The sequence below is a fragment of the Deinococcus murrayi DSM 11303 genome (genome assembly GCF_000482805.1).
Classification (GTDB): Bacteria; Deinococcota; Deinococci; order Deinococcales; family Deinococcaceae; genus Deinococcus; species Deinococcus murrayi.
Genome location: NZ_KI519501.1, coordinates 101,054 through 125,019 on the forward strand (window position 1 = coordinate 101,054; position 23,966 = coordinate 125,019).

23 protein-coding genes and 1 pseudogene are annotated in these 23,966 nt (G+C 68.9%); 7 read left to right on the forward strand and 17 right to left on the reverse strand.

What is annotated here, in order from left to right; genetic code table 11:
* The first annotated feature begins 10 nt into the window (after positions 1-10).
* A complete protein-coding gene (locus tag H565_RS0109595) occupies positions 11-898 on the forward strand; it encodes an NAD(P)-dependent oxidoreductase (RefSeq protein WP_027460829.1) in 888 nt (295 codons plus the stop codon).
* Positions 895-1,666, forward strand: a pseudogene (locus H565_RS15030) (DegV family protein). Before H565_RS0109595 ends, H565_RS15030 begins: the two are co-directional and overlap by 4 nt.
* Before the next feature lies 1 nt (position 1,667).
* Here H565_RS15030 and H565_RS0109605 read toward each other — a convergent pair.
* From H565_RS0109605 to gcvT, 9 genes are all read right to left on the reverse strand, one after another.
* Positions 1,668-2,831 carry an RNA-guided endonuclease InsQ/TnpB family protein gene (locus H565_RS0109605; RefSeq protein ID WP_245576199.1) on the reverse strand — a complete coding sequence of 388 codons (1,164 nt, stop codon included), beginning with the start codon at positions 2,829-2,831 and terminating at the stop codon, positions 1,668-1,670.
* Between the two features lie 364 nt (positions 2,832-3,195).
* Positions 3,196-3,993, reverse strand: coding sequence for an IS5 family transposase (locus H565_RS0109610; protein WP_027460831.1), 798 nt, complete (start codon positions 3,991-3,993; stop codon positions 3,196-3,198).
* 61 nt (positions 3,994-4,054) lie between these two features.
* Positions 4,055-5,497, reverse strand: a complete 1,443-nt coding sequence (locus H565_RS0109615) for a sigma 54-interacting transcriptional regulator (protein ID WP_027460832.1) — start codon at positions 5,495-5,497, stop codon at positions 4,055-4,057.
* 55 nt (positions 5,498-5,552) lie between these two features.
* Positions 5,553-6,053, reverse strand: a complete 501-nt coding sequence (locus H565_RS0109620) for a hypothetical protein (protein ID WP_027460833.1) — start codon at positions 6,051-6,053, stop codon at positions 5,553-5,555.
* Between the two features lie 40 nt (positions 6,054-6,093).
* Positions 6,094-7,080 (reverse strand): hypothetical protein, encoded by a 987-nt coding sequence (locus H565_RS16895; protein WP_051363530.1) that lies wholly within the window; start codon positions 7,078-7,080, stop codon positions 6,094-6,096.
* A 212-nt stretch (positions 7,081-7,292) separates the two neighbouring features.
* A complete protein-coding gene (locus tag H565_RS15035) occupies positions 7,293-8,378 on the reverse strand; it encodes an autotransporter outer membrane beta-barrel domain-containing protein (protein WP_084542946.1) in 1,086 nt (361 codons plus the stop codon).
* A 253-nt stretch (positions 8,379-8,631) separates the two neighbouring features.
* Positions 8,632-11,493 carry an aminomethyl-transferring glycine dehydrogenase gene (gene gcvP / locus H565_RS0109650; RefSeq protein ID WP_027460837.1) on the reverse strand — a complete coding sequence of 954 codons (2,862 nt, stop codon included), beginning with the start codon at positions 11,491-11,493 and terminating at the stop codon, positions 8,632-8,634.
* A gap of 123 nt (positions 11,494-11,616) precedes the next feature.
* The gene (gcvH, locus tag H565_RS0109655; RefSeq protein WP_027460838.1) at positions 11,617-11,979 is read right to left on the reverse strand and encodes a glycine cleavage system protein GcvH; all 363 of its coding nucleotides are present in this window, start codon (positions 11,977-11,979) and stop codon (positions 11,617-11,619) included.
* 68 nt (positions 11,980-12,047) lie between these two features.
* Positions 12,048-13,118 carry a glycine cleavage system aminomethyltransferase GcvT gene (gcvT, locus tag H565_RS0109660; RefSeq protein ID WP_027460839.1) on the reverse strand — a complete coding sequence of 357 codons (1,071 nt, stop codon included), beginning with the start codon at positions 13,116-13,118 and terminating at the stop codon, positions 12,048-12,050.
* 73 nt (positions 13,119-13,191) lie between these two features.
* On the opposite strand from gcvT, the gene H565_RS0109665 reads away from it, so the two are divergent.
* Positions 13,192-13,746 (forward strand): 2'-5' RNA ligase family protein, encoded by a 555-nt coding sequence (locus tag H565_RS0109665; protein ID WP_027460840.1) that lies wholly within the window; start codon positions 13,192-13,194, stop codon positions 13,744-13,746.
* Here the strand turns inward: H565_RS0109665 and H565_RS0109670 are convergent.
* Positions 13,707-14,291 (reverse strand): 5-formyltetrahydrofolate cyclo-ligase, encoded by a 585-nt coding sequence (locus tag H565_RS0109670; protein WP_027460841.1) that lies wholly within the window; start codon positions 14,289-14,291, stop codon positions 13,707-13,709. The genes H565_RS0109665 and H565_RS0109670 overlap by 40 nt on opposite strands.
* A gap of 77 nt (positions 14,292-14,368) precedes the next feature.
* Complete coding sequence (locus tag H565_RS0109675; RefSeq protein WP_027460842.1) at positions 14,369-15,220, reverse strand: DUF4394 domain-containing protein; 852 nt, start codon at positions 15,218-15,220, stop codon at positions 14,369-14,371.
* Between the two features lie 164 nt (positions 15,221-15,384).
* Here H565_RS0109675 and H565_RS0109680 point away from each other — a divergent pair, with 164 nt between their 5' ends.
* Positions 15,385-16,017, forward strand: a complete 633-nt coding sequence (locus H565_RS0109680) for an SDR family NAD(P)-dependent oxidoreductase (protein WP_027460843.1) — start codon at positions 15,385-15,387, stop codon at positions 16,015-16,017.
* On the opposite strand, the gene hisIE is transcribed toward H565_RS0109680, so the two are convergent.
* Together hisIE and hisF are read right to left on the reverse strand one after the other, a co-directional pair.
* The gene (gene hisIE / locus H565_RS0109685; RefSeq protein ID WP_027460844.1) at positions 16,014-16,685 is read right to left on the reverse strand and encodes a bifunctional phosphoribosyl-AMP cyclohydrolase/phosphoribosyl-ATP diphosphatase HisIE; all 672 of its coding nucleotides are present in this window, start codon (positions 16,683-16,685) and stop codon (positions 16,014-16,016) included. The genes H565_RS0109680 and hisIE overlap by 4 nt on opposite strands.
* Positions 16,682-17,473: an imidazole glycerol phosphate synthase subunit HisF gene (hisF, locus tag H565_RS0109690; protein ID WP_027460845.1), complete on the reverse strand. Its 792-nt coding sequence runs from the start codon at positions 17,471-17,473 to the stop codon at positions 16,682-16,684. Before hisF ends, hisIE begins: the two co-directional genes overlap by 4 nt.
* Before the next feature lie 168 nt (positions 17,474-17,641).
* Between hisF and H565_RS0109695 the strand changes: the two genes are divergently transcribed.
* On the forward strand, positions 17,642-18,049 hold the full coding sequence (locus tag H565_RS0109695; protein ID WP_027460846.1) for a response regulator: 408 nt from the start codon (positions 17,642-17,644) through the stop codon (positions 18,047-18,049).
* Positions 18,050-18,135: 86 nt separating this feature from the next.
* On the forward strand, positions 18,136-18,969 hold the full coding sequence (locus H565_RS0109700; protein ID WP_027460847.1) for a DUF72 domain-containing protein: 834 nt from the start codon (positions 18,136-18,138) through the stop codon (positions 18,967-18,969).
* Between the two features lie 3 nt (positions 18,970-18,972).
* Here the strand turns inward: H565_RS0109700 and H565_RS0109705 are convergent, their stop codons facing one another.
* The 3 genes from H565_RS0109705 to H565_RS15040 are packed head-to-tail and all read right to left on the reverse strand — an operon-like array spanning position 18,973 to position 21,151.
* On the reverse strand, positions 18,973-19,389 hold the full coding sequence (locus H565_RS0109705) for a GNAT family N-acetyltransferase (RefSeq protein ID WP_245576200.1): 417 nt from the start codon (positions 19,387-19,389) through the stop codon (positions 18,973-18,975).
* Positions 19,386-20,282, reverse strand: a complete 897-nt coding sequence (ttcA, locus tag H565_RS0109710; RefSeq protein WP_027460849.1) for a tRNA 2-thiocytidine(32) synthetase TtcA — start codon at positions 20,280-20,282, stop codon at positions 19,386-19,388. Before ttcA ends, H565_RS0109705 begins: the two co-directional genes overlap by 4 nt.
* Positions 20,279-21,151 (reverse strand): DUF817 family protein, encoded by an 873-nt coding sequence (locus tag H565_RS15040; protein WP_245576201.1) that lies wholly within the window; start codon positions 21,149-21,151, stop codon positions 20,279-20,281. Before H565_RS15040 ends, ttcA begins: the two co-directional genes overlap by 4 nt.
* A 126-nt stretch (positions 21,152-21,277) precedes the next feature.
* Here H565_RS15040 and H565_RS15045 point away from each other — a divergent pair, with 126 nt between their 5' ends.
* Entirely contained in the window at positions 21,278-23,689 is a 2,412-nt protein-coding gene (locus tag H565_RS15045) for a transglycosylase domain-containing protein (RefSeq protein ID WP_051363532.1), read from the forward strand.
* Positions 23,690-23,743: 54 nt separating this feature from the next.
* On the opposite strand, the gene H565_RS17055 is transcribed toward H565_RS15045, so the two are convergent.
* Positions 23,744-23,966: integrase core domain-containing protein (locus H565_RS17055; RefSeq protein ID WP_211232130.1), on the reverse strand; the 223-nt coding region annotated here is incomplete at its 5' end.

Below are 23,966 nucleotides of genomic sequence, written 5' to 3' on the forward strand. Positions count from 1 at the left end.
CCTGAGCTTCATGAGCGAGACAACCGCATTTCTGGGCTTGGGCGCGATGGGGACGCCGATGGCGGCGCACCTCGCCCGCCGCGCCCGCGAGGCGGGGGGACGTGCCCTGGTGTGGAACCGCACGGGCGCGAAAGCCACCGCCCACGCCCGCGAGCACGGCAGCGAGGCCGTGACCCTCTCCAGGGCGGCGCGGGCCGACGTGATTTTTTCCTGTCTACCCACCAGCCGCGAGGTAGACGAGGTGGTGGGCGCGCTGGAGGCCGACCTGCGCCCCGGCACCGTCTGGGTGGACTGCACGAGCGGGCACCCGGAGGCGGCGCGGCGGCAAGCGGCGCGGCTCTCGGAGCGGGGGGTCGCCTTTCTCGACGCGCCCGTCAGCGGCGGCACCGCCGGAGCGCAGGCGGGCACCCTCACCGTGATGGTGGGCGGCGCAGCGGGCGTGCTGGAGCGGGTACGGCCTGTCCTCGCCTTTGCCGGGAAGGTGGTCCACGTGGGCGGTACGGGCGCGGGCTTTGCGGTCAAGGCCGTGAACAACGCGCTGCTGGCGGTCAACCTGTGGGCGGCGGGCGAGGGCCTGGCGGCGCTGGCACGGGCCGGGGTGGACGTGGCCCCCGCCCTGGAGGTCATCAACGCGAGCAGTGGGCGCTCGAACGCCTCCGAGAACTTGGTCGGCCAGCGGGTGCTGACCCGCGAGTTCCCGCTGACCTTCGGGCTGGGGCTGCTGGCCAAAGACGTCGGCATCGCCGCCGACGTGGTGCGGGCGGCGGGAGCGAGTGCGCCCGTGCTGATGCAGACCGAAGCCCTGTTCCGCGCCGCCGCGACGGTGGTGGGCGCGGGCGAGGACCACACTGCCGCCCTGCGGCTCCTTGAACAGATGAACGGCCAGGAGATTCGATGACCCAGCAACCACAGTTTGCCGTCGTGACTGACGGCGGCCTCGACGCCTTCGCAGAGCTGCGCAACGCCGTCCCGGTCGCCCCCTTCAGCCTCAACTTCGGGGACCAGAGCTACCGCATGGACGAGGTGACGCGCGAGTGGCTCTACCGCGAACTTCAGACCAACCCGGTGCACCCGACCTCCAGCCAGCCCACCCCGCAGGACTGGGCCGAAGCTTACCAGCGGGCGGGGGCGGGGGGCCTCCCGGTGCTCGCCCTCACCATCAGCGCAGGCCTTTCAGGTGCACGCCGCCGTCACCGCCGCCGAGCGCGGCGAGTCGCTGGAGACGGCCCTGGACTGGGTGCAGCGCACGCACGAGGAAACCGAGCTGTACTTTACCATCGAGACGCTGGAGTACCTGCGCCGGGGCGGGCGCATCGGGCGAGTGCAGGCCACGCTGGGAGGCTTGCTCAACCTCAAGCCGGTCATCACCGTGGACAAGGAAGCCGCCATCTATACCAACGTGGGCCGGGCGCGGTCCTACAAGGCGGCGATTGAGGCCGTCGCCACGCAAGTCACCGCCCGCTATGGCGAGGGCACCCCGCTGCGGCTGGGCCTGCTGTACGGCTCGGTCCGCGAGGATGCCGACGCGCTCTTGGCGGCCATCTCGCGGCGGCACCCCGTCGTGTGGTCGGGCTTTGCGGGGGTCAACCCAGTGCTCAACGTGCACACTGGGCCGCGGGCGCTGGGGGTGGCGGCGGCACCGGGGGGGTGGGTCTGGGAGAAGTGACCTACTCCCCGGACTGAAGTCCGGGGCTTCTCAGTCCACGCATGACTTCTACGTTTTGGACTGATGGCAAGGCCCTTGCCAGGATGTTCAGAGCCGCATTGTGGTCGGCGTTCGCCGTATGACCGCACGCGACACACACAAACCGCGATTGACTGACCCGGTTCTCCCGGCAGGTGTGACCGCATTTGTTGCACGCCTGACTGGTGTATTTCGGGTCTACGCGGATAACTTGCCGTCCAGCACTCACAGCCTTGACAGCAAGGAGAGAAAAGAACTGACCCCAGCCCACATCGTGGATTGACCGGGCCAGATTGCCTTTTCCCATCCCCGACACGTTGAGGTCTTCGTGTGCCACCAAGTCGTTCTCCCGGATGAGCTTGGTGGCGGTCTTGTGGTGGAAGTCCAGCCGTTGCCGCGCCACTTTGCGGTGCAACTTGGCGACGGCGGCTTTGGCTTTCTTCCACCTGTTGGAACCACGTTTCTTGCGGCTCAGTGAACGTTGTTTGACCCGCAGTGCCTTCATGCTGCGCTGGAAGTGGCGCGGGTTCTCGACAAACTCCCCATCGGAGGTGATGCAGAAGTATGTGGTTCCCATGTCCACCCCCACCTGACTGCCCGTAGCGGGCAGCGGGGCAGCCTCCACCTCGCACACATAGCTGACGTACCACTCGCCGCAGTCCCGCGTGATGGTGGCCGTCTTGACCTTGCCAGAGAGCGGGCGATGCAGTCTGATTCGGATGTTGCCGATTTTCGAGAAGTACGCGGTCTTCTCGGAGACGCTGAAGCCGGACTGGGGATAGCAGATGGAGTCGTACCACCCCGCCCCCTTGAAGCGGGGATAGCCGGGAGTCTGCCCCGCCTTCACGCGCCGAAAAAAGCCCTGAAACGCCTTCTCCAGTCGCTTGAGAACGTCCTGAAGAACTTGGCTGTAGACCCCCTTGTACTCCGGCAGCGCGGCCTTGATTTCCGTCAGATACTTCATCTGGTCGTAGGCCGTGACCGTCTTGCCCGCCTTGCGGTAGGCGTCCCGGCGTTCTTGCAGCGCCGCGTTGTACAGGTTGCGACAGAGCCTCAGTTGCTCCAGTAGCACGGACTCCTGCGCCTTCGTGGGGCGCAGACGATAGCGGAACGTCTTTAAGTGCGTGGTAGTCTGGATTCGCGTCACCTCCTCTAAAGGTGTTCGCCGTCCCCCGCGCCTGACTCCCCAGAAAGGCGGCGGGTTTTTGCTGTTCCAGCATAGCACGCGGCGGCGCTTTCGCTTCAGACAGAAGCATCTGCCGCCGCCCCCTTCGGGGGCCTGGGCTATCCATCTCCGGGTTGAAACCCGGAGCATTCCGCCCAGACCCTTTTCTGTAAAGGGGTCAGCCGTCAGCTTTCAGCTATCAGCGGCCAGCGACCGGCAAGCGCACGGTAGCCAGAGGAATGGCTGGAAGGGAATCTCCTCTTTGCAGCTTGGACCATCCCCGCCCCCCGACTGCTGATGGCTGCTGACGGCTGACGGCTGACCGCTCTAGAGGCTGCCAAGAACGTCAGGCAAAAAGCGGTCTGAGGTTGTGGCAGAGCAGAACGCAGGCGGCGAGGAAGTGGAAGCCGACCAGCGTGGAGGGGAGGCGCTCCAGGTCCCGGCTGAGTCTTCGGAAGCGTGCCAGCCATGCGAACGAGCGTTCAACGACCCAACGTTTCGGGAGCAGGATGAACCCCTTGGTCGCCTCTGGACGCTTCACGACGACCAGCTCGACCCCTGCCTGGGTCGCGTCTAGTGCGGTCTGAACCCCGGTGTAGCCCTGATCCACGAACGCGACTTCCACCTTGGCTCCGGTGGCTTCCTGCACCTCCAGGCACAGGTCTTTGACCTGTGCCCTGTCCTGTTCGTTCGCTGGGGAAGTGAGGATAGCCAGCACGTGCCCCAGGGTGTCCACAGCCAGGTGAACCTTGGTGCCCTTGCGCTTCTTGGCCCCGTCATACCCTGCACGATGACCGCTCTCGGGTGTGCTTTGCAGGGTTCGGCTGTCCATGACCACGGCGGACGGCTCAGGGGCGCGACCGTGTTCCTCACGCGCCAGGATGCGCAGGTCGTGAGCGGCATTCTCGAAGCAGCCTGCCACGAACCAACGGTGCGCCTGTTGGCGCACCGTCTCCGCAGGGGGAAAGTCGTTTGGTAGGTAGCTCCACTGCGCTCCCGTGCGGGCCATCCACAACAAGGCATTCAGAACGTCACGAATGGGGTACTTCCGTTGGCCCGCATCCGCACGGCTGAGCAGCAGGTACGGCAGCAGGAACAGATAGGTGTCGTCGTCAACGTCGCTGGGGTAGCCTCGCCGGGTCACCCACCCATTCTGCTGTCTTCAGAGTCACGCACCCTAAGTTCGACCCTGTTCTTGGCAGCTTCTAGTTCCAGCGCCCCCCGCGCTCGCGGCGCAGTTCGGGTTCGGGGGCGGCGTAGGTTTCCTCGGCCCGCGAGAGCTTCTTGCGCCCGTAGAGGCCCTCCAGGACGAACTCGGCGGCGCTGGCCCGGACCGCGTCGTCGCGGCTCTGGGCGACGTGGGCGGCGAGGTCAGTCAGGCCGGGCACTTCTTTTGCGGCCCTCAGGGCGCTCGCGGCGTCCCCACCCTGCGGAAAGCGGAAGACGTTGCCCGCCTCAAACCACTTCTCCAGCTCGCGGGTGTCCGCACTGCCGTAGTGGCGGGCGAAGACGGCCCCCGCCGCCTTGCGAATCACGTCGCGGGCGACCTGGTCGGCCCCCTTGAGTTCGCCCTCGTACTCCAGTTCCAGCTTGCCCGTAATCGCGGGAAGTCCTGCGTAGACGTCACTGACGCGCACGACCGCCGCGTCCCCGGACACCAGGCTGCGGCGCTCGGCGTTCGCCGCCGCGAGTTCCATCAGGCTGATGGGGAGGCGCTGCGACACGCCGCTGAGCTTGTCTACCCGGCCATCCTCGCGGGCCTGGAAGGCGATTTCCTCAATCAGCTCGGCGATAAAGGGCGGCACCGTCACCCCTTCGGCCCTCACCGCCTCCTGCGCGGTGATGTCCATCCCCAGGCGCACGTCCTGCGGGTAGTGGGTGCGGATTTCCGAGCCGATGCGGTCCTTGAGGGGGGTCACGATTTTGCCGCGGGCGGTGTAGTCCTCCGGGTTGGCCGAAAAGACCAACATCACGTCGAGTTCCAGCCGGATGGGATAGCCCTTAATCTGGACGTCCCCTTCCTGGAGGATGTTGAACAGGGCCACCTGCACCTTGGGGGCGAGGTCGGCCAGCTCGTTGACCGCAAAGATGCCCCGGTTCGCCCGCGGCAGGAGGCCAAAGTGCATCGAGCGGGTGTCGCCGAGGCTGGTGCCCAGCCGCGCCGCCTTGATGGGGTCGACGTCCCCGATGAGGTCCGCGACTGTCACGTCGGGAGTGGCGAGCTTTTCCACGTAACGGGCATCCCGTGGCAGCCAGCGGATGGGCAGGTCGTGGCCGTGGACTTCGAGGAGGTGCCGTCCCTCCGCCCCAATCGGGTTCAGGGGGTCGTCGGGCATGTCCACCCCGTCGATGACGGGCACCACGTCGTCGAGCAGCCCGGTGATGGCCCGCAGGATGCGGCTCTTGGCCTGCCCGCGCAGCCCCAGCAGGATGAAGTTCTGCCGTGCCAGCAGCGCGTTCACGAGTTGCGGAATGACGGTGTCGTCGTAGCCCACCACGCCGGGAAACAGCTCTTCGCCGCTCCGGAGCTTGCGGGTCAGATTCTCGCGGACCTCGTCCTGCACGGTCCGCACCTTGCCGTCAAAGGGCGCACGCTCCGCGTACTCCGGCGTCTGCAACAGCTCTCCGAGCGTCCGAGGTTGGTTCATAGATAGGGCGGAAGCTAGCACGCGCCCCGGCGGGGGAATGTGCGGGTGACGGGGGTCAGGAGGCCGCGCTGCTGGAGGCCGCCGCGCTCGCCTGGTCGTCCTCCAACGCTTTGTAGGCGCAGACGGCGGCCAGTGCCGCGAGCAGAGGCGGCACACTGCTCGGCAGCTTGAGATTGACATCCTTGCCGTCCACCGCGCCGCCGATGCGCCCCGCGAGGTGGGGTCCATGGTGGCGGAAGCTCACGTCCTTGCCCATCACCCGTCCCGAAAAGCGCCCTCCGATGTCCTCGCCCCGCTGAGTCAGGGTCAGGTCGTCTCCTTGTATCCGCCCGCCAAGGCGCACAGCCACCCGCTCCGGGGTCAGGTCACCGTTTACGTCGAAGCCCGCGAAGGTGCCGCCCACCCGTCCCTCCACATCGCCGCCGCGCAGCGTCAGGTCGAGGTCCTTGCCCTGGAAGCGTCCGCCGATGCGCCCGCGCAGCCGGGTGCCGTCCCACTCGGCGTGCAGGTCGTAGCCCGCCGTGAGGCCGCCGATTCGTCCGCTGAGGTCACTCATAGCCTCACGGTACGCGGAGGGCGGGTGGGGGGGTGCCGGGTCAGAACTCCGGCACCTCGCCCACCGTGAAGCGCACGTCGAGGCGGTTCAGGCGCACGCCGCCCTCGGTCGTAACGAGTTCAGGGCGCGGCATCAGCGCGAGGCTGCCCCGCCGTTCCTGCCCACCCTGCCGCGCGGTAAGCGTGACCGTCCATTCGCCGTCTGCGCCCCGCTGCGCCTGACCGGGGGTCCAGCCCTGGGCACGCAGGGCCGCCACGTAGTGCGCGAGCACGGCCTGGGCGTCCTGCGCGGTCCGGACGGTCGCATAGGCGGCGTAAAAGGGTCCGGTGGGACCGTCCGTGCTCGACCACGACCCGCCCTGGCTGACCCTGGCTCCGGCGGGAGCGGGCAACTTGGGCAGCACCAGCCCCCCGGCCCGCAGCTCGGCGAGGGGGTCGCGGGCGGGCGCGTTCCGGCCCGGCGCGTAGAAGTTGCGCTGGGCCGGGTCGTTCCACTCCAGATTGGCCGGGCAGGTCGAGCTGATTCCCGTGAAGGAGAGGTAGCGGTAGGTGACCTGACTGCCCCCAGGAGCGGGGCTGGCGGTCACCGCGAGGCTGCCGGGCACGCCGGGCTTGCACTGGCTCATCACGGTCTGCACAGCGAACCCGTCCCCGAAGCTGCTCTGAAAGACGTCCCCGGACCCCGTCAGGTCGTACTGGTCGCGCCAGCCGCCCAGCGCGAGCACCTTCAGGGCTGCGGCCCGCGCGGCTTCGGGGGCGGCGGTCGTGCGGACCACCACCAGTGCACCCCCCGGCTGCATGACCGACCCCACCACGCTCTGCCCCGGCAGCGCGGGGGGCGCGAAGGGGAGGCCCGGCGCGACCCGCCCCGGCAAGAAGGCGTCCGCGCTCGCTATCCCGGCAGCCGAAAACAGCAGTGCCCGCTCGGCTTCCGTGAGGCGCGAGAGGAGGTCCGGGGCGGTGGGCTGCGCGAGAGCCGCGCCCCCCAGCAGGAGACCGAGGGCCAACGGGTAAAGTCGCCGGGTCATGCTCCACTGTACCCGGTTGCGCGGGGGGCGGGGACGAAGCTGCGGCGCACAGCCCGTGGCTTCGTCCTCACCTCGCCCTGGGCCGGCAACAGGCCGCAGAAGGGAACTGCCGGGGAGGCTCTCAACGAAGAGAAGTGCCCCCTCACAAGGGCACCTCTCTGACCTCTGGGCTGCCGGCTCGCCAGAGGCGTTGCCGGAAGGAGTGGGGACGTTTAGAAGCGGAACTTCACCCCAGCGGCAACGGAGCTGTTGGTGGCGTTAGAGCCGTCAAAGTAGAACTGCTGACGCGCCTCTCCGAAGAGGGCGACGCGGTCAACGACGCGGTAGTCGACGCCGACGAGCAGCTCGCCGAAGGTGGACTGGCGTTCCAGGTTATAACCCCCACCCGCACCCAGGAAGCCGTCAGCACGGTTGAAGGTCCCGCGGTAGGTAGCGACGGCGCTGATGCTGTTGCCGGGCGTCGTGCCGCGCACGCGGAAGTCTCCAGTGAGCCGCAGGCCCAGGCTTCCAATCAGAGCGTCATTCCCAATCATCACGCGGACCATCGAGCCGACGTTTTGTTGCAGGATGTTGTAGTAAGAAACCCCGATGTAGTTGCCGTAGCGCAGCGGTTCGGCGGGAGGCACATATGGCGCACCGGGTTCGCCCCGTTCCCCTTGCGGCCCCTGAGGTCCCGCAGGTCCTTGCGGCCCCGGCACCCCCTGCGGCCCCTGAGGTCCCGCTGGGCCTGCAGGTCCCTGCGGCCCGGTCGCCCCCTGCAGCCCCTGGGGACCCGCAGGACCGGCGGGTCCCTGCGGCCCGGTGGCACCCACGGCTCCGGCGCTGCCCGCAGGCAGGTTGGCGATAGCCGCCTGCAGTTCGGCAATCTGGGCGCGCAGCTCTGCGATGGCCTCGTTCTGGGCCGTGATTTGGGCGCGGAGCTGCTCCAGCCCCGTCAGGGCCTCTTGCAAGCCTTGGCGCAGCGTTTGCAGTTCTGCAGAGCTAAAGGTCGTCTGGTTGGCGGGCAGTTGGGCAATCAGACGGGCAAGTACTTGCGCCACTTCCTGGCGGGTAGCTGCCTTGCACCAGTCAAACTGGCCGTCGGGGTAGCCGATGAACAGGCCCCGCTGGGTCACGAGTTCGATGGCGGCCCTCGCCCAGGTGCCCGGCGTGCAGGCGGTCACGGGGGCCTGGGTGACGGGGCGGACCTGCGGCACCACTGGGGTGAGGGGGGTCGTGGTGGTGGGGGCAGAGCCGCCGCCCGCCAGGGCCGTGCCCAGCAGCATCAGGAAGCTGGTTGAGAGGAAGGTCTGGTTCATGGCTTCTCCTTGAGAACGGGGGGTAAGGCAGACCGCTGTCTGCTGCCTTTCAAGCTCAGTGTAGTGTGTCACACTCAGACGATTTTCACCCAACTGACTTGTATCTCACAGGCTTCATAAAGACTTGAGTCTTTTGTCGAAAACTTCTCGTGCTGAACGGCCAGTTTCCCCTCGCCAGTGTTCCCGCCGCAGGAGGGCCGGGGAAGGCGCGGTCCCTTCCCGCTCTGCCTCCCCCGGCCCTCCCTCCCCCGCTCTAATGGCTCAGTTCGAAGTCCGCGTAGGCTTCGGTGGGTGGGCAAGAACACACGAAATTGCGGTCGCCGTACACGTTGTCGACTCGGTTGACGGCGGGCCAGTACTTCCAGGACCGTTGGGCGCGGCTGGGGAAGGCCGCCGTCTCACGGCTGTAGGCGCGGGTCCACTCGGCGGTCAGCAGGTCTTCTTGGGTATGAGGAGCGTGCCGCAACGGGCTGTCCTCGGCCCTGAGCAGGCCGTCCTCGACCTCCTGAATCTCGCGGCGAATGCCCAGCATCGCGGCGATGAAGCGGTCGAGTTCTTCCTTCGGCTCGCTTTCGGTCGGCTCAATCATCAGGGTACCGGGCACCGGGAAGCTCATGGTGGGGGCGTGGAACCCGTAGTCCATCAGCCGCTTGGCGATGTCCTCTTCGGTGATGCCGCTGGCCTGCTTGAGCGGGCGAATGTCGAGGATGCACTCGTGCGCAACCCGCCCCCCCCGGCCCGCATACAGCACCGGGAAAGCGCCGCCCAGCTTCTTGGCAACGTAGTTGGCATTCAGCAGCGCGACCTGGGTGGCTTTCTTGAGGCCCTGCGGCCCCAGCATCCGGATGTAGAGGTACGAGATGGGCAGGATGCTCGCGCTGCCGTAGGGCGCGGCGCTGACGGCCCCGCAGCCCCGCTCCTCCGCCCTGCCCCGCCCATGTCCCGGCAGGAAGGGCGCGAGGTGCGCCTTGACGCCAATCGGCCCCATGCCCGGCCCGCCGCCCCCGTGGGGGATGGCAAAGGTCTTGTGCAGGTTGAGGTGCGACACGTCTGAGCCAATCAGCCCCGGCTTGGCAAGGCCCACCATCGCGTTCATGTTCGCCCCGTCGAGGTAGACCTGCCCGCCGTGCGCGTGCACGACCTCGCAGACCTCGGTGACATGTTCCTCGTAGACGCCGTGGGTGCTGGGGTAGGTGATCATCAGGGCACCCAGCCGCTCGGCATGCTGCTCGGCCTTGGCCCGCAGGTCGGCGAGGTCGATGTTGCCCTGCGTGTCGGTCTTCACGACGACGACTTGCATCCCCAGCATGGCGGCGCTCGCGGGGTTGGTGCCGTGGGCCGAGGCTGGAATCAGGCAAACGTCGCGGTGCCCTTCCCCGCGGCTTTCGTGGTACTTGCGGATGGCGAGCAGGCCCGCGTATTCGCCCTGAGCGCCGCTGTTGGGCTGGAGGGACACCGCGTCGTACCCGGTGATGTCGGCCAGCCACGCTTCCAACTCCGCGAGGAGCTGCGCGTACCCAGCGGTCTGGTCGGCGGGCGCGAAGGGGTGCAGCGCGCCGAACTCCGGCCAGGTCACCGGAATCATCTCGGCGGTGGCATTGAGCTTCATCGTGCAGCTTCCCAGCGGAATCATGCCGTGCACAAGGCTGTAATCCTTGTTTTCCAGCGTTCTCAGGTACCGCAGCATCGCGTGTTCAGCGTGGTGCGTGCGGAAGACGGGGTGCTGGAGGTAGGCGGAAGTTCGCTGGAGGCCCTGGGGGATGCCCGCGAGCGCCTGCCCGTCGAGCGCCAGCACGTCTGCCCGCTCTCCGGTGAGGGCTTCGGCGATGTCCATAAGGTCATCCACCGTCACCGTCTCGTCGAGGCTGACACCCACGCGCCCGCCCTCATAGCGGAAGTTGATTTCCTTCGCCTCGGCCCGCTCGCGGATGGCCGCCACGTCCCCCTCAAAGCTGAGGGTGTCGAAGAAGGTCTCGTTGGGCCTTAACCCCGCCTGGGTCAGCGCCCGCGCCAGCATCCCGGTCATCCGGTGCACCCGCTGCGCAATCGTGCGAATCCCCTCCGGCCCGTGGTACACGGCATACGCGGCGGCCATGTTCGCCAGCAGCGCCTGCGCGGTGCAGATGTTGGAGGTCGCCTTTTCACGGCGGATATGCTGCTCGCGGGTCTGCATCGCCATGCGCAGGGCGGTCTTGCCACGAGCATCCTTGCTCACCCCAATCACACGGCCCGGCATGGAGCGCTCGAACCCCTTTTGGCAGGCCAGGAACGCCGCGTGCGGCCCGCCGAAGCCCATGGGCACACCGAAGCGCTGGGCGCTGCCAATCACGATGTCGGCCCCCTGCTCGCCGGGCGGCTTGACCAGGGCGCAGGCCAGCAGGTCGGTCGCCACAATCAGGGCCGCCCCCGCCCCGTGCACCCGCTCGGCGATGGGGGAGAGGTCGTGCAGGTCGCCGCAGGTGCCCGGCGTCTGCACGAGCGCCCCGAAGGTCCCTTCCGGCAACTCGCCCTGCGCCGGACCCGTGACGACCTCGTACCCGAAGTATTCGGCGCGGGTGCGAATCACGTCCAGCGTCTGCGGGTGCACGTCGTCGGCGACATAGAAGGCGTTGCCCTTGCTCTTCACCACCCGCTTGGCGAGGGTCATCGCCTCAGCGGCGGCGGTCGCCTCGTCCAGCAGGGAGGCGTTGGCGACGGGCATCCCGGTGAGGTCCATGACCATCTGCTGGAAGTTGAGCAGCATCTCCAAGCGGCCCTGCGAAATCTCAGCCTGGTAGGGCGTGTAGGCCGTGTACCAGCCAGGATTTTCCAGCATGTTGCGGCGAATGACGTGCGGCGTGTGGGTGCCGTGGTACCCCAGGCCGATGTACGACCGAAAGACCTTGTTCTTCGCGGCGATGGCCCGCAGGTCGGCCAGGGCCTGCGCCTCGCTGACCGGACCATCCACCTTCAGCTCACCCGCAAAGCGGATGCTTTCGGGCAGGGTCGTTGCGCTCAGCTCATCGAGGCTGGAGACGCCGAGTTCGGCCAGCATCTCGGCCTGTTCCGCCTCGGTGGGGCCGAGGTGACGGCGGGTAAAGTCATCGGTCTGGAGGAGGTCAGTCAGGGGGCGCATGGGGACTCCTTCGGGGTGATTGGGCTGATGGCTGGTCATACGCTCCCTCTCCCGCAGGGGAGAAGGTCTTGCGCAGCAAGGGGTGAGGGGGCGACCATGCGGCACACCCGCTCTCCCGTCCCCTCAGCCGTTTGCGGCGGCGTAGGCCTCGGCGTCCATCAGGTCGCCGCTCGGCTCGGTCACGTCCAGCTTGAAGAGCCAGCCGCCCTCATAGGGGGCGCTGTTGACGAGTTCGGGGCTGCCGGAGAGGGCCTCGTTGACGGCCACGACCGTGCCGCTGGCGGGAGCGTAGATGTCGGAGGCGGTCTTCACGCTCTCGACGACGGCGACCGTCTCGCCCGCCGTGACGACGCGCCCCACTTCGGGGAGTTCGACGTACACCACGTCGCCGAGCTGGTCCTGAGCAAAGTCAGTGATGCCGACGGTGCCGTCGGGCGCGAGCCATTCGTGAGAGGCGGCGTACTTCAGTTCGCTGGGGGTCTGCATGGGGGGATTCTCCTTGAAGAGAGGGGCGGAAGTCTGTTGGAGGGGTTGCGGGATGGCCCCGCAGCCCCTCATCGTTTATAAAACGGCAGCTCGACCCGCCGCGCCGGGTGCGCCTTGCCGCGCACCTCAACTTCAAAAGCGTCCGCATTCGCCGCGTCCGCCCGCACCAGCGCCATGGCGATGGGGTGGCCGAGGGTGGGGCTGGTCGTGCCGGAGGTGACGTGCCCGACTCGCTCGCCGTTCAGCAGCACCGGGTAGCCCTCACGCACGGGCACGCGCTCCAGCGCCAGGCCGATGAGCCGCACGGGGGGCGGGGCCTGTATTCCGGCGCGGCCCACGTGGTCCTTGTCCTTGACGACCCAGGTGTAGGTGCTGGCGAGGGGATGCAGGTCCTCGGCGAACTCGTGGCCGTAGAGGGGAAATCCTGCCTCCAGCCGCAGGGTGTCGCGGGCACCCAGGCCCGCCGGGGTGAGGCCCAGGGCGAGCAGGCCCTCCCACAGCGCCTCGGCATTCCCAGCCTCCACGAAGACCTCGAAGCCGTCTTCGCCCGTGTAGCCCGTGCGGGCGAACATCACCGGGTGGCCCAGCAGGGTGCCCGTGAAAAAGGCGTTCTTCTTCTTCGTGCTCAGGTCGGCGTCGGTGTGGGGGCGCAGCAGCGCCTCGGCTTCCGGCCCCTGCACGGCCAACAAGGCCCACCGCTCCGACTCGTCGGTCAGCGTCACGTCGAAGCCTGCCGCGTACTTCTGGAGGTGCGCCCAATCCTTGGCGATGTTGGAAGCGTTGACCACCAGCAGGAACTCCTGCGGTCCCACCCGGTAGACATAGAGGTCGTCGACCAGCCCGCCCGCCTCGTTGGGGAGCCAGTTGTACCCGGCGCGGCCCGGTTTGAGCTTCGCCACGTCGTTGGTGGTCACGCGCTGAAGGAAAGCTTCGGCGTCCGGCCCGGATACCCGGAACTCGCCCATGTGGGACACGTCGAATATCCCGGCGCGGGTGCGGACGGCCTCGTGCTCGGCCCGGACGCCCGCGTACTGCACGGGCATCTCCCACCCCCCGAAGGGAACCATACGGGCACCCGCCCGCAGGTGCGCGGCGTGCAGGGGCGTCCGCTTCAGCGGCGTCTCAGAAGCCTGGGTCACCCCCCAACTGTACCGGAGCGCCGCCGCCCCGCGTCCGGGCCGCCCGGACGTGTCGGGGGAGGTAGGCTGGGGCATGACGGGGCCAAACAACGCGCCCGCGAGCGCTTCTTTCCTGCTGGGGGTGCTTCCGCCGCCAGACCTGGGAGCGCGGGTGGAGGCCTTTCGCGCCCGCCTCGGCCTGCGCGAGAGCGCCCCGCACGTGACCGTCAAGGCGCGAAGCGGACTCACCCCAGACCTGGGCTGGTGGGGGACGGCGCGGTCGGTCGTGACGGCGAGTCCTTCCCTCGTCCTGGAGGTCAGCGGCCCACGGGCTTTTCGCAATGGCACCGCCGTCTATCTGGGGGTTGCCTCGCCCAGCCTGGTGGGGCTGCACCTGCGGCTGCTGGAGGTGCTAAAGCCCGCCCGGCGCTTCGGATACGAGGGACCGCAGATGACGCCCCACCTCACCCTGGCCCTGCGGCGGCGTGGGGTGGACCTCGGCGCGGTGCTGGAGGCGGCGCGGGCGGAGTTCGCCGACCTGGAGGCGCACCCCCTGACCTTCGCGGCCCGCGAGGTCTGGGTGCTGCGCAAGCGGGGACCAGGGGGCCTTTACGTGCCCTGGGAGGCGTGGCCGTTGGGGGAGGGCTGAGCGGGGGTGAGGCCGCCCTCGGTTGCCAGAAAGCCCACCCGCAGGTCATGCGCCTCGCTTGGCAACTCGCCCACCACCAGCGCCCCCCAGACCACGCCCACGGTCAAGCCGCCAAAGTCCGGCAGCAGGCGGTCATAGAAGCCGCCCCCGTACCCCAGCCGCACCCCCCGGCGATCAAAGGCGAGGCCGGGCAGGAGCACGGCGTCCACCGTCTCCAGCGCCACGCCGGGCGCGTCCGCCGGGGGCTGGCGCACCCCGAAGCGGCTGACCTCGGTGGCGGTCTCCCAGGGATGCAGGGTGAGGTGCGGTGCGGGCCGAAAGCGGGCGCGGGGGGCAAGCAACTCAAACTCGGCGGCCAGCGCCCCCACCTCCGGTTCGCCGGGCAGGGCGTGGTAGGCGAGGACCCGCCGCGCCCCCTGGCCGTGCAAGAAGGCGGTGAGGGGGGCGCAGAGGTCAGCCGAGCGGTCCGGCTGGCTGGCCCGGACCTCCCGCGCCCAGGCCCGCCACTCTGGCTTGGGGGCGGTGGGGGAGGGCAGGGGGGGCATGGGAGACAGCCTAGCGGACCGGCAGCAACCCCCTCCCCCCGGCAACGCTGGCCAGGGGCGGGAGACGCGAGAGACGCTTATTGGTTCGGCAGCGCCAGCGCCAAGGAGCGCAGGGCGAGGCCAGTCACCGTGCTCTTGGCGGTTGCCGCGCCTGTCGCCAGATTGACCCTGTACAGCATGGTGTTGCCGCCCATGCTCACGCTGAGGTAAGCCGCGTCGGCCCCGGCGATGTCGAAGCCAGTCATACCCTTCACCGCGTCCACGCCCAGCTTGCCCACCGGGGCCAGGGTGCTGAACTGAGGGCCGACCGAGTGAATCACCAAGGTGTCCTGATCGGCGTCCACCGAGTACAGGGTCGTCGTGGCCCCCGCAGGAGCTGCGCCGGTCGCGCTGTTGTTGAACGAGTGGGTGTACGCCGCCGCGACGAGGTCGGGGTTGGGGGTGCCCGTGGCGTACATCAGCATGCCGTCGTCGGTGACCGTACCTGCCGGGGACGCGCTCGGCGTGGGGGGGGTGCTCGGCGTCAGGCGGAAGGAGCGGTCACCCTCGGCAAACACGCGCAGGCGATTGGCCGCCGGGTTAAAGTCCATGGCGACGGGGGTCACTCCGGCGGGCAGGCTGGCCCCATCGGGGGTCAGGACGCCGCTGGCCGGGTCAAGGCGGTAGAGCCTCCCCGCACTCGACAGGGCGTACAGCCGGTTGTCGGTGTTGCGCACGTCCAGGTCAACCAGCGTCTCGCCGGTTGGCAGCCCGGTCACGCTCAGGCGGCGCAGGCTGGCCGCCGCGTTGTCGGTCCCGAACGTCACGAGGCGGCCTTGAGTATCCAGCCCGTAGGCCGTCATCCCCTGGGGGGCAGCGGGCGCTCTCATCGTCCCGCAGGCGGAGAGGGCGAGGGCAAAGGTGGCGGAAAGCAGGGGCAGTCGTTTCATGGAAACCTCCTGGGGCCGGGAGCGGTCACCGCCCCCGACCTTCTTTTCGGGGTATGCGAGGGGCGCTGCGCTTGGATGTCCCCAGGGCCTTGAGCGCGGCTTTATGCACGCGGTCTGTCGGGTGCGCCACCGTCCCCGACGCGGGCTAGTGGTCTGCTCGGCCCATGCACACGCTGATTGTGGGAGCGACGGGCGGCATCGGCGGGGCGACGGCGCGGTCCTTTGCGGCGCGGGGCGACCGCCTCACCCTCAGCGGGCGGGACGCGGGGCGGCTCGCGGCCCTCGCCGCCGAACTCGGCGCGGATGCCAAGGCCGCTGACCTGAGCTATGAGAGCCACGTCCGGGCGCTGCTGGAGGGGGTGGGCGAGCTGGATACCCTCGTCTATGCGGCGGGTGCGGCCCTCCCCGGTCCCCTCCAGCAGGCGGACCCGGCAGCGGTGCGGGCGGTGTGGAACGCGAACTACTTCGGGGCGTTGTGGGTGCTCAAGCATGGGTTGGGGCGCATAAGCCCCGGCGGGCGGGTGTACCTGCTGGGGGCGCGGCCCGAACTCGTGACCGCGCGGGGCTTTTCCCAGTACGCCGCGAGCAAAGCCGCCCTCGCCCGCACCGCCGAAGTCGCCCGGCTAGAGGCGCGGGGCCTGGGCATCACGCTGGTGCTGCCGCCCGCCGTAGACACCGGATTGTGGACCCAGGTGGGCCGGGTCCCACGGGGGGCGATTGCCCCGGAGGCGGTCGCCGCCGCCATCGCCGCCGACCGCGACGGCCCCCCGCAACCGGAGCTGAGGGTAGAGGGTTAGCCGACCTCCTTCGGCCCCTTCAGCCCGCTTTTGCCCTCGCGCTCCCGCAGCACAGCGGCCACATCCCCCGGCGAGACGCCCACCTCGGCGAGCGCGAAGAGGGTATGAAAGAAGAGGTCGGCGGCCTCGGTTGCCAGCTCCGCCCGGTCCCCGTTTTTGGCGGCGAGCAGCACCTCGCCCGCCTCCTCGCTGATTTTTTTCAGCACCCGGTCGAGGCCCCCCGCGTGCAGCCGAGCCACGTAGCTGTTCTCCGGCAGGGTAGCGAGGCGCCCCGCGATGGTCGCATAGACCCGCTCCAGGGTGCCGTCCAGTCCGGTGTCTGGGGCGTCCCCCTCCAGCAGCGGCGTGTGGAAGCAGGAGTACGCCCCGGTGTGGCACGCTGGCCCCGTCTGCTCGACCCGGTAGAGCACGCTGTCGCCGTCGCAGTCGAGGTGCACGGAAACGACCCGCTGGGTGTGCCCGCTCGTGGCCCCCTTGACCCACGGCTCGCCCCGCGAGCGGCTGTAATAGGTCGCTTCCCGCGTGACCAGGGTGCGCTCGATGGCGGCGCGGTCGGCATAGGCCTGCATCAGCACCGCGCCCGTGCGGGCGTCCTGGGTCACGACCGGCACGAGGCCGTCCGGCCCGAACTTCAGCGCGTCGAGCTGGGGCGTACTGGGACCGCTCATGCGTCCCGCCAGTCGGGGCGCACGGGCAGCCCCTCGGCTTTCAGGTACGCCTTGACCTGCGGCACCGTCAGTTCCCCGAAGTGAAAGACGCTCGCGGCGAGGGCCGCGTCGGCCTGCCCGCCCTCCTCGCCGCCGCGCAGCACGTCCCGGAAGTCTTCCAGCCGCCCCGCCCCCCCCGACGCGATGACCGGGAGGTCGACCGCCGAAGCGACGGCGCGGGTCGCTTCCAGGTCGAAACCCGCCCGCGTGCCGTCGGCGTCCATCACGTTCAGGCAAAGTTCGCCCGCGCCCAGCCGCTGGCCCTCTTCGGCCCACGCCAACAGGTCGAGGCCAGTGTCTACCCGCCCGCCGCCCACGTGGACGGTCCAGCCCCCCCCGCCCGGTCGCCGCTTGGCGTCGATGCTCAGGACCACGCACTGCGCCCCGAAGTGGTCCGACGCCTCGCGGATAAGCGCAGGCCGCCGCACCGCGCCGCTGTTCACGCTCACCTTGTCCGCCCCGGCCATCAGCAGTTGCCGGAAGTCGGACACCGCGTTCACACCGCCCCCCACCGTCAGCGGCATCATGACCTGTTCGGCCACCCGCGCGGCCACGTCCAGCATCAAGGAGCGGCCCTCGTGGGTCGCGGTGATGTCGTAAAAGACGAGTTCGTCAGCTTGCTGCGCCTCGTACGCCTGCGCGAGCGCGAGGGGGTCCCCGGCGTCGCGGTGGTCCTCAAAAAAGCGGACATTCTTGACCACCCGCCCGTTTTGCACGTCCAGACAGGGGATGATGCGCTTGGTCAGCATGGGCGGTAGTCTAGCCCCCTCCCCTGAGCCTCACCTGCCCTGACTGGACATGAGTTCCTCACAGCTCCCGTCTTAGGATGGATTTGTTAAAATCTTTATGTTTCTAGGCAAGCGGGCGCTGGACAGCGGCTCATGCGGACCAGCCAAAGGGGTGAAGTGAACAGGCCTATGGAAAGACGGCGCATCCTGCTCGTCGACGACAATCCGCACGATGTCGAGTTGGCGCTCGACGCCCTCCAAGACCGCGGGGCAGAAGTCGAGGTGGCCGCGAGCGGTCCCGAAGCCCTCGCCGCGCTGTGCGGAGCCAAGCTGCCCGACCTGATTCTCCTCGACCTGAAGATGCCCCAGATGGATGGCCTGGCCGTCCTCGACCAGATTCGCAGCCGCAGTGCGACCCGCGACCTGCCCGTCGTGATGCTCAGCACCAGCGGCGAGGAACGCGACGTGGCCGACTGCTACGCGCACGGGGCGACCGCCTACGTCGTCAAACCGATGGACTTCGGGCAGTTCCGCGCGGCCCTGCGGACCATCACCGACTTCTGGGCGCAGCTGAACGTGCGGCCCCGGCTGCGCTGAAGTCAGAGCGGCCAGCCTCCAGCCGCCAGCGCATCCTCAAGCTGACCTTCAGATGCGCTCGGCGGCCTGCACGCTACCTTGACCCCATGCGTGTCTGGATAGGCTGCGGCGGCTACACCAACGACGACTGGGCGGCCCCCGGCCTGCTGTACGAGGGTGTGAAAAAAGACGCCTACCTGGAGACCTACTCGCAGCACTTTGACGCCGCCGAACTCAACAGCTCCTTTTACGCGATTCCCGGCCTCAAGGCCTTTGAAGGGATGGTTCGCAAGTCGGGCGGGCGCACCCGCTTCACCGTCAAGCTGAACAAGGTCTTTACCCACGACCGCGCCCCCAGCGACGCCGACTTCGACCGGATGCTGCAAAGCCCCCAGCCCCTGCGCGACGCCGGGGTGATGGGGCCGTACCTGGCGCAGTTTCCCTACTCCTTTCACCGCACCGCCGACAACCGCAAGTACCTGCTGGGGCTGGCTGAACGCTTCGCCGGGCACGAGCTGGCAGTCGAGTTGCGCCACGCCTCCTGGGACCAGCCGGAGGTCCGCGAGGGCATGGCCGAGTACGGCCTGATTTGGGTCAGCCCCGACTATCCCCCGGTCGGCGGAATGCCCGAACCCCAGGTCCACGTCACGACCGACGTGGGCTACCTGCGCCTGCACGGGCGCAACAAGGGCAGTTGGTGGGAGGGCCAGAGTGCCGCCGAGCGCCACGACTACCTGTACTCCCGCGCCGAGATGAACGAATGGGCCGAAAAAATCGCGCTCGTCGAAGGGGACCTCTCCGAGCTGTACGTCTTTTTCCAGAACACGACCAGGGGTCACGCCCTGAAGAACATCCCCATGCTGCGCGAGGCGCTGAGGGCGCGGGGGGTGCCCGTGAAAACCCCGGAGCCGGGGGAGGGGGAGGAGGGGCGGCTGCTCTGAGCTTCAGGGGGCCGCGAGACGGTAAAAGGCGTGCGGCATGCCGCGCCAGTCTTCTTCCCCGGTGAGGGTGAATCCCACCTTCTCCAGCACGCGGCGGCTGGCCCCGTTGTCCGCGTGCGCGAAGGCGAGCAGGTACCCCAGCTCCCGGTGCTGGCCGTCCTCCGAGAGGCCGAAGCCGCCGCGTCCCACGGTGCGCCCCGGCGCGTCCTCCACCCGCCACTTGGTCCATCCCCACGCGGCCTGCTCCCGCCGGAAGTCGGCGAGTCGCCGGGCCGCTTTCGCCGCGTCGTAGGGGCCGCTGAGAAAAAAGCGCATCGTCCGCGGGTCGGCGTGCAGGGCGTGGAAGTCGGCGAGGTCGCCCTCTGCCCAGGTCGTGAGCGTCAGGCGCGGGGTGGAGAAGACCGTCTGGCGCACCCTCACCCCAGCATCTCCAGCTCGCTCAGTCCCGCCAGAAACTCGCGCTGGGGGTACTCCTCCCCGTCGAAGCCCCGGTCGCCCTCGGCAGGCTGGACGCTCAGGGAGGCAAAGTCGAAGAGGTCGCGGTCGAGGAGGTGACTCGGCGTGACCCGCGTCAGCCCGCGCAGCACATTCTGGAGGCGGCCCGGATGGTCACGCTCCCAGCCCGCCAGCATCTCGCCCACGACCTGGCGCTGAAGGTTTTCCTGGCTGCCGCACAGGTTGCAGGGGATGATGGGAAAGCCCTTGGCCACGGCATAGCGCTCGATGTCCCGCTCGGCGAGGTAGGCCAGCGGGCGAATGACCACGTTGGTGCCGTCGTCCGACTGGAGCTTGGGGGGCATGGCCTTGAGCCGCGCCCCGAAGAAGAGGTTCATGAAGAGCGTCTCCAGGATGTCCTCGCGGTGGTGCCCCAGGGCGATTTTCGTCGCGCCAATCTTGCGGGCATGAGCGTAGAGGATGCCCCGCCTCAGGCGGCTGCACAGGGCGCAGGTCGTCTTGCCCTGGGGCGTCTTTTCCTTGACGACCGAATAGGTGTCTTCGGTCAGGATGTGAAAGGGCACGCCCAGCCGGGTGAGGTACTCCGGCAGCACATGTTGGGGAAAGCCCGGCTGCCCCTGGTCGAGGTTCACCGCCACAACTTCGAAGTCGACCGGAGCGCGGCGCTGAAGGTCGAGCAGGATGTCAAGGAGCGTGTAGCTGTCCTTGCCCCCCGACAGACAGACCATCACCCGGTCGCCTTCTTCAATCATGCGGTAGTCGGTGATGGCCTGGGCTGCGCCCTTGACGAGGGGGGCGAACAGACGCGGGAGGTCGGTTTGGGGAGCAGGGGTGGGGGAGGGGAGGGTCTGGGTCATGGCGTCTCGCTTCGCCCGCTGCGGCGAGCGGGGGGATGGGGGATAGGGTAGCGCCCCGCCTTCGCAGCCCGCCCCTCCCCGGCTCTCATTCGGGCCACGATGAGGACGGCGGGCGTCAGCATCAGCGCCCACGCGAGCCACTTGCTGGGGTGGACGGGCCGCCAGCCCCCGGCCTGATGGGGGTACACCCACGCCCCCAGCCCGGTCGCCACGTTCTCTGCGAGGTACACGAAGGCGGCGATGAGCGTCAGCGAGAGCGGCAGGCTCATCGCCAAGCGCTCGCCCCCCACCGTGAAGCCCACCCGCGTGCGGCGGTGAGCCAGCAGCAGCGCTGCCGTTAGCCCCAGCCGCACCTCCAACCCAGCACTGAGCAGGAAATGGGCGTAAGTCGCCCCGACCAGCCCGACTTGCCACGTCAGGGGCGGCTCCCCGCTCAGGCGCAACTCGCAGCGCTGCCACGCCTGCGCGACGTAGCTGCCCACGCTGGCGTACATGAAGCCCGCGTACAGGGGCACGCCGAGGACCTTGCCCACCGCTTCCTCCGGGTAGGCCCAGGCCCCCAGCGCGACCCGGTGCGCCTCCAGCCCAAAGCCCAGCGCGTGAAAGAGCAGCAGCGCCAGCGCCTCGCGCGGCGTCTCGAAGCGGGTCCACACCAGCGCCCCCTGCACCAGCAGGCAGCCCAGGAGCAGGAAGTCGTAGCGGGCCAGGCCCCAGTCCTCCAGCGGCAGCGCCCTGGACAGCGCCAGCAGCCCCACCACGCTCAAGGCGAAGGTGCAGCAGAGGGCCTGCACAGCCGTGAAGTGCGCCAGCAGACGCAGGAACCGGGCCATGCCCCCAGCGTGCCCCCCCACCCCGCCCCAGGGCGTCATGCTTCCGGAGGACGCCCGCCTCATCTGCCCGGCGTAGGCTGGGGGCCGATGAGTGGTTTTGCGTCCCTTCTTCCCGACCGTGCCGCGCGTTCCCGTAGGGGCGCGGCGGCCCACTAGAGTAGGGCCATGCGCTTTTTTACGGGCCTGGGTGTGCTGCTGCTGCTGGGAACGGCGGGGGCGGGCGGCCTGTGGTGGACCTGGGGGCGCGAGCTGCCCAGCGTGCAGACCCTCGACGTGCTGGAACTCAGCGGCCAGACGCGGGTGTACGACCGCAAGGGCGAACTGGTTGGCACCCTGACCCCCAGCCTGGGGGGTGGGCGGGGCGTGAACCGCGACCTGCTGGCCCTCAACGACATCAGCCCCTGGCTGCGAAAGGCCATCGTGACGAGCGAGGACCGCCGCTTCTTCGAGCACCGGGGCGTCGACTACCGGGGTATCGTGCGCGGCCTCCTCAAGGGCGTGCTCTTTAACGACCTCGAAGGCGGCTCTTCTATCACCCAGCAGGTCGTGAAAAACACGCTGCTGCACGACCTGGAGGGTGCCCGGACCCTGGAGCGCAAGTTCAAGGAGGCGGTGCTCGCCTACCAACTGGAGCGCAACTTCTCCAAGGAGCAGATTCTGGCCGCGTACCTCAACGTCATCTACTGGGGAGACGGTGGCCAGCGCGACATCGTGGGGGCGGGAACGGCGGCGCGGGCCTACTTCAAAAAGGACGCCGCGGACCTCAACCTCGCCGAGAGCGTGTACCTCACGACCATCGTGCCCGCGCCCAACCGCCGCTACAAGGACTTTGCGGCCTACCGCCCCCTGATGAAGAGCATCCTCGACCGCATGGTCGAAGACGGGGCGGTCACCCGTGCCGAGGCCGACGCCGCCTGGAAAACGCCCATCTACCCGGCGGGCTGGCGCATCGGCTGGAACGAGGACGGCACCCTGCGCTCGGCGGTGCTGGAGCGCCCAGAGAGGCTCCAGGAGAACATGCCTCCGCCCCCCGCCCAGACGGCCTTTCATTACCTGCAAGCCGTCGAGCAGGAGCTGAAGCGGGCGGGCGTGACGGGCAAAGCGCTGTACGGTGGCGGCAAAATTTTTACCGGGATGGACCTTCAGGCACAGCGGGCGGCTGAGCGGGCCAGCCTGAATGCCCAGTTGCCGGAGGGCGCGACGCTGGGCATGGCCTTCCTCAACCCGAAGAACGGCGAGGTCCTCGCGCTCGTCGGCCAGAAGCTCACGGGCGGACGCCCCGCCGACTGGAACAATGCGACCCAGGCCAAGCGGCAGGTCGGCAGCTCCATCAAGCCGCTGCTGTACACCCTCGCCTTAGAGCAGGGCTGGAAGCAAAGTGACACCGTGCTGGACGCGCCCCTGACCGGGAGCTACCAGCCCAAGAACTACAACGGGTACTGGACGGGCGAATACAAGACGATGCGTTACTCGCTCGACCACAGCCTCAACCTCCCGACCGTCCGCATCGCGCAGGAGCTGGGCCTTCCGGCGTTCGAGGCCAAACTGCGCGACCTCGGCCTCACCCCGCCCCCCGACGCGGGGCTGTCCCTGTCCATCGGCACGCTGGAGGCCAGCCCCCTGCAGATGGCGGCGGCCTACGTGCCCTTTGCCAACGGGGGCCTGTACTACGCCCCCACCCTGGTGCGCCGGATGGAGGGACCCAAGGGGGAGGTGCTCTACAGCCGCCCAGCCCCTCAGGCCAAGCGGGTCTGGGACGTGCGGACGGCCTGGCTGGGGCTGGACATGATTCGCGGGGTCGTGAACGACCTGACCCCCGCTCAGGGCGGCCTCGCCACCCGCGCCCAGATTCCCGGCTGGGACGTGGGCGGCAAGACGGGCACCACCAACGACGTCAAGGACCTGTGGTTCGCCGGGGTCACTCCCCTCATCGCCGGGGCGGTGTGGGTCGGCAAGGAGAACGGTGAGCCGCTCCCCGGCTGGGCCTACAGCGGCGAGATTCCCACCCCGGTGTGGCAGCAGGCGGTGGCGGGGGCGCTCGCCGGACAGCCGCGCGTCCCCTTTACCGAGCCGAGCGGCATCACCTACCGGGTGGTGCGGCAGGTCAACATGGCCTTCCGCGAGGAGGAAGCCGACCAGCCCCCGGTGGCCCGCGACGGCAGCGGGAGGAGCGGGGGCGGCTTCTTCGGGCGGCGCACTCCGGCTCCGGCTCCCGCTCCAGCCCCAGAACCCGTCCCGGCCCCCGCGCCGGACCCCGTCCCCCCCCCGCCCACCGAGCCTCCCGCCGCAGCGCTCACTGAAGTGCCCCCCGAAGTGCCCCCCGAAGTGCCTGCGGACAGCTTTCCTGAAGAGGTGGCCCCCCCGGAGGCCCCCGCCGCGCCGGAGCCGGAGCCGCTGCCGCCCACCGACTTCATCGCGCCTCCCCCGGAGGAACTGGCCCCCGAACCCCTGCCGGAGCCGGTGCCCGCGCCGGAGGACCCCAGCGGCTTGGGGGAAGGGCAGATGTTGCCCCCCACTGACCCTCCGCCCTCCGAGCCGCCCAGCGGGGACGAGTTTGGAGCGCCGCTGGGGTTTTGAGGAAAGACCCTGGGCTGGCCCCAAAGTTTGGACGGTTTCGAGTAGAGACTCGGCTCAGGAGAAGGGTACACCATGGGCTTTTCCTGCTTGACCAGGGGAAGGTCGGACGACCACATTTGCGGTGTCCTGTCCGCAAAGGGGGGCGTCAGGCCGCCCCCTGGCCTGCCGAGCGAACTCGTCGGGGGTCCGGTAGCTCAGCGACGAATGTGGCCTCCTGGCGTTGAAAAACTCCCGGTAGCCATCCAGGACCACCTGGGCGTGCCGGGCCGAGTAGAAC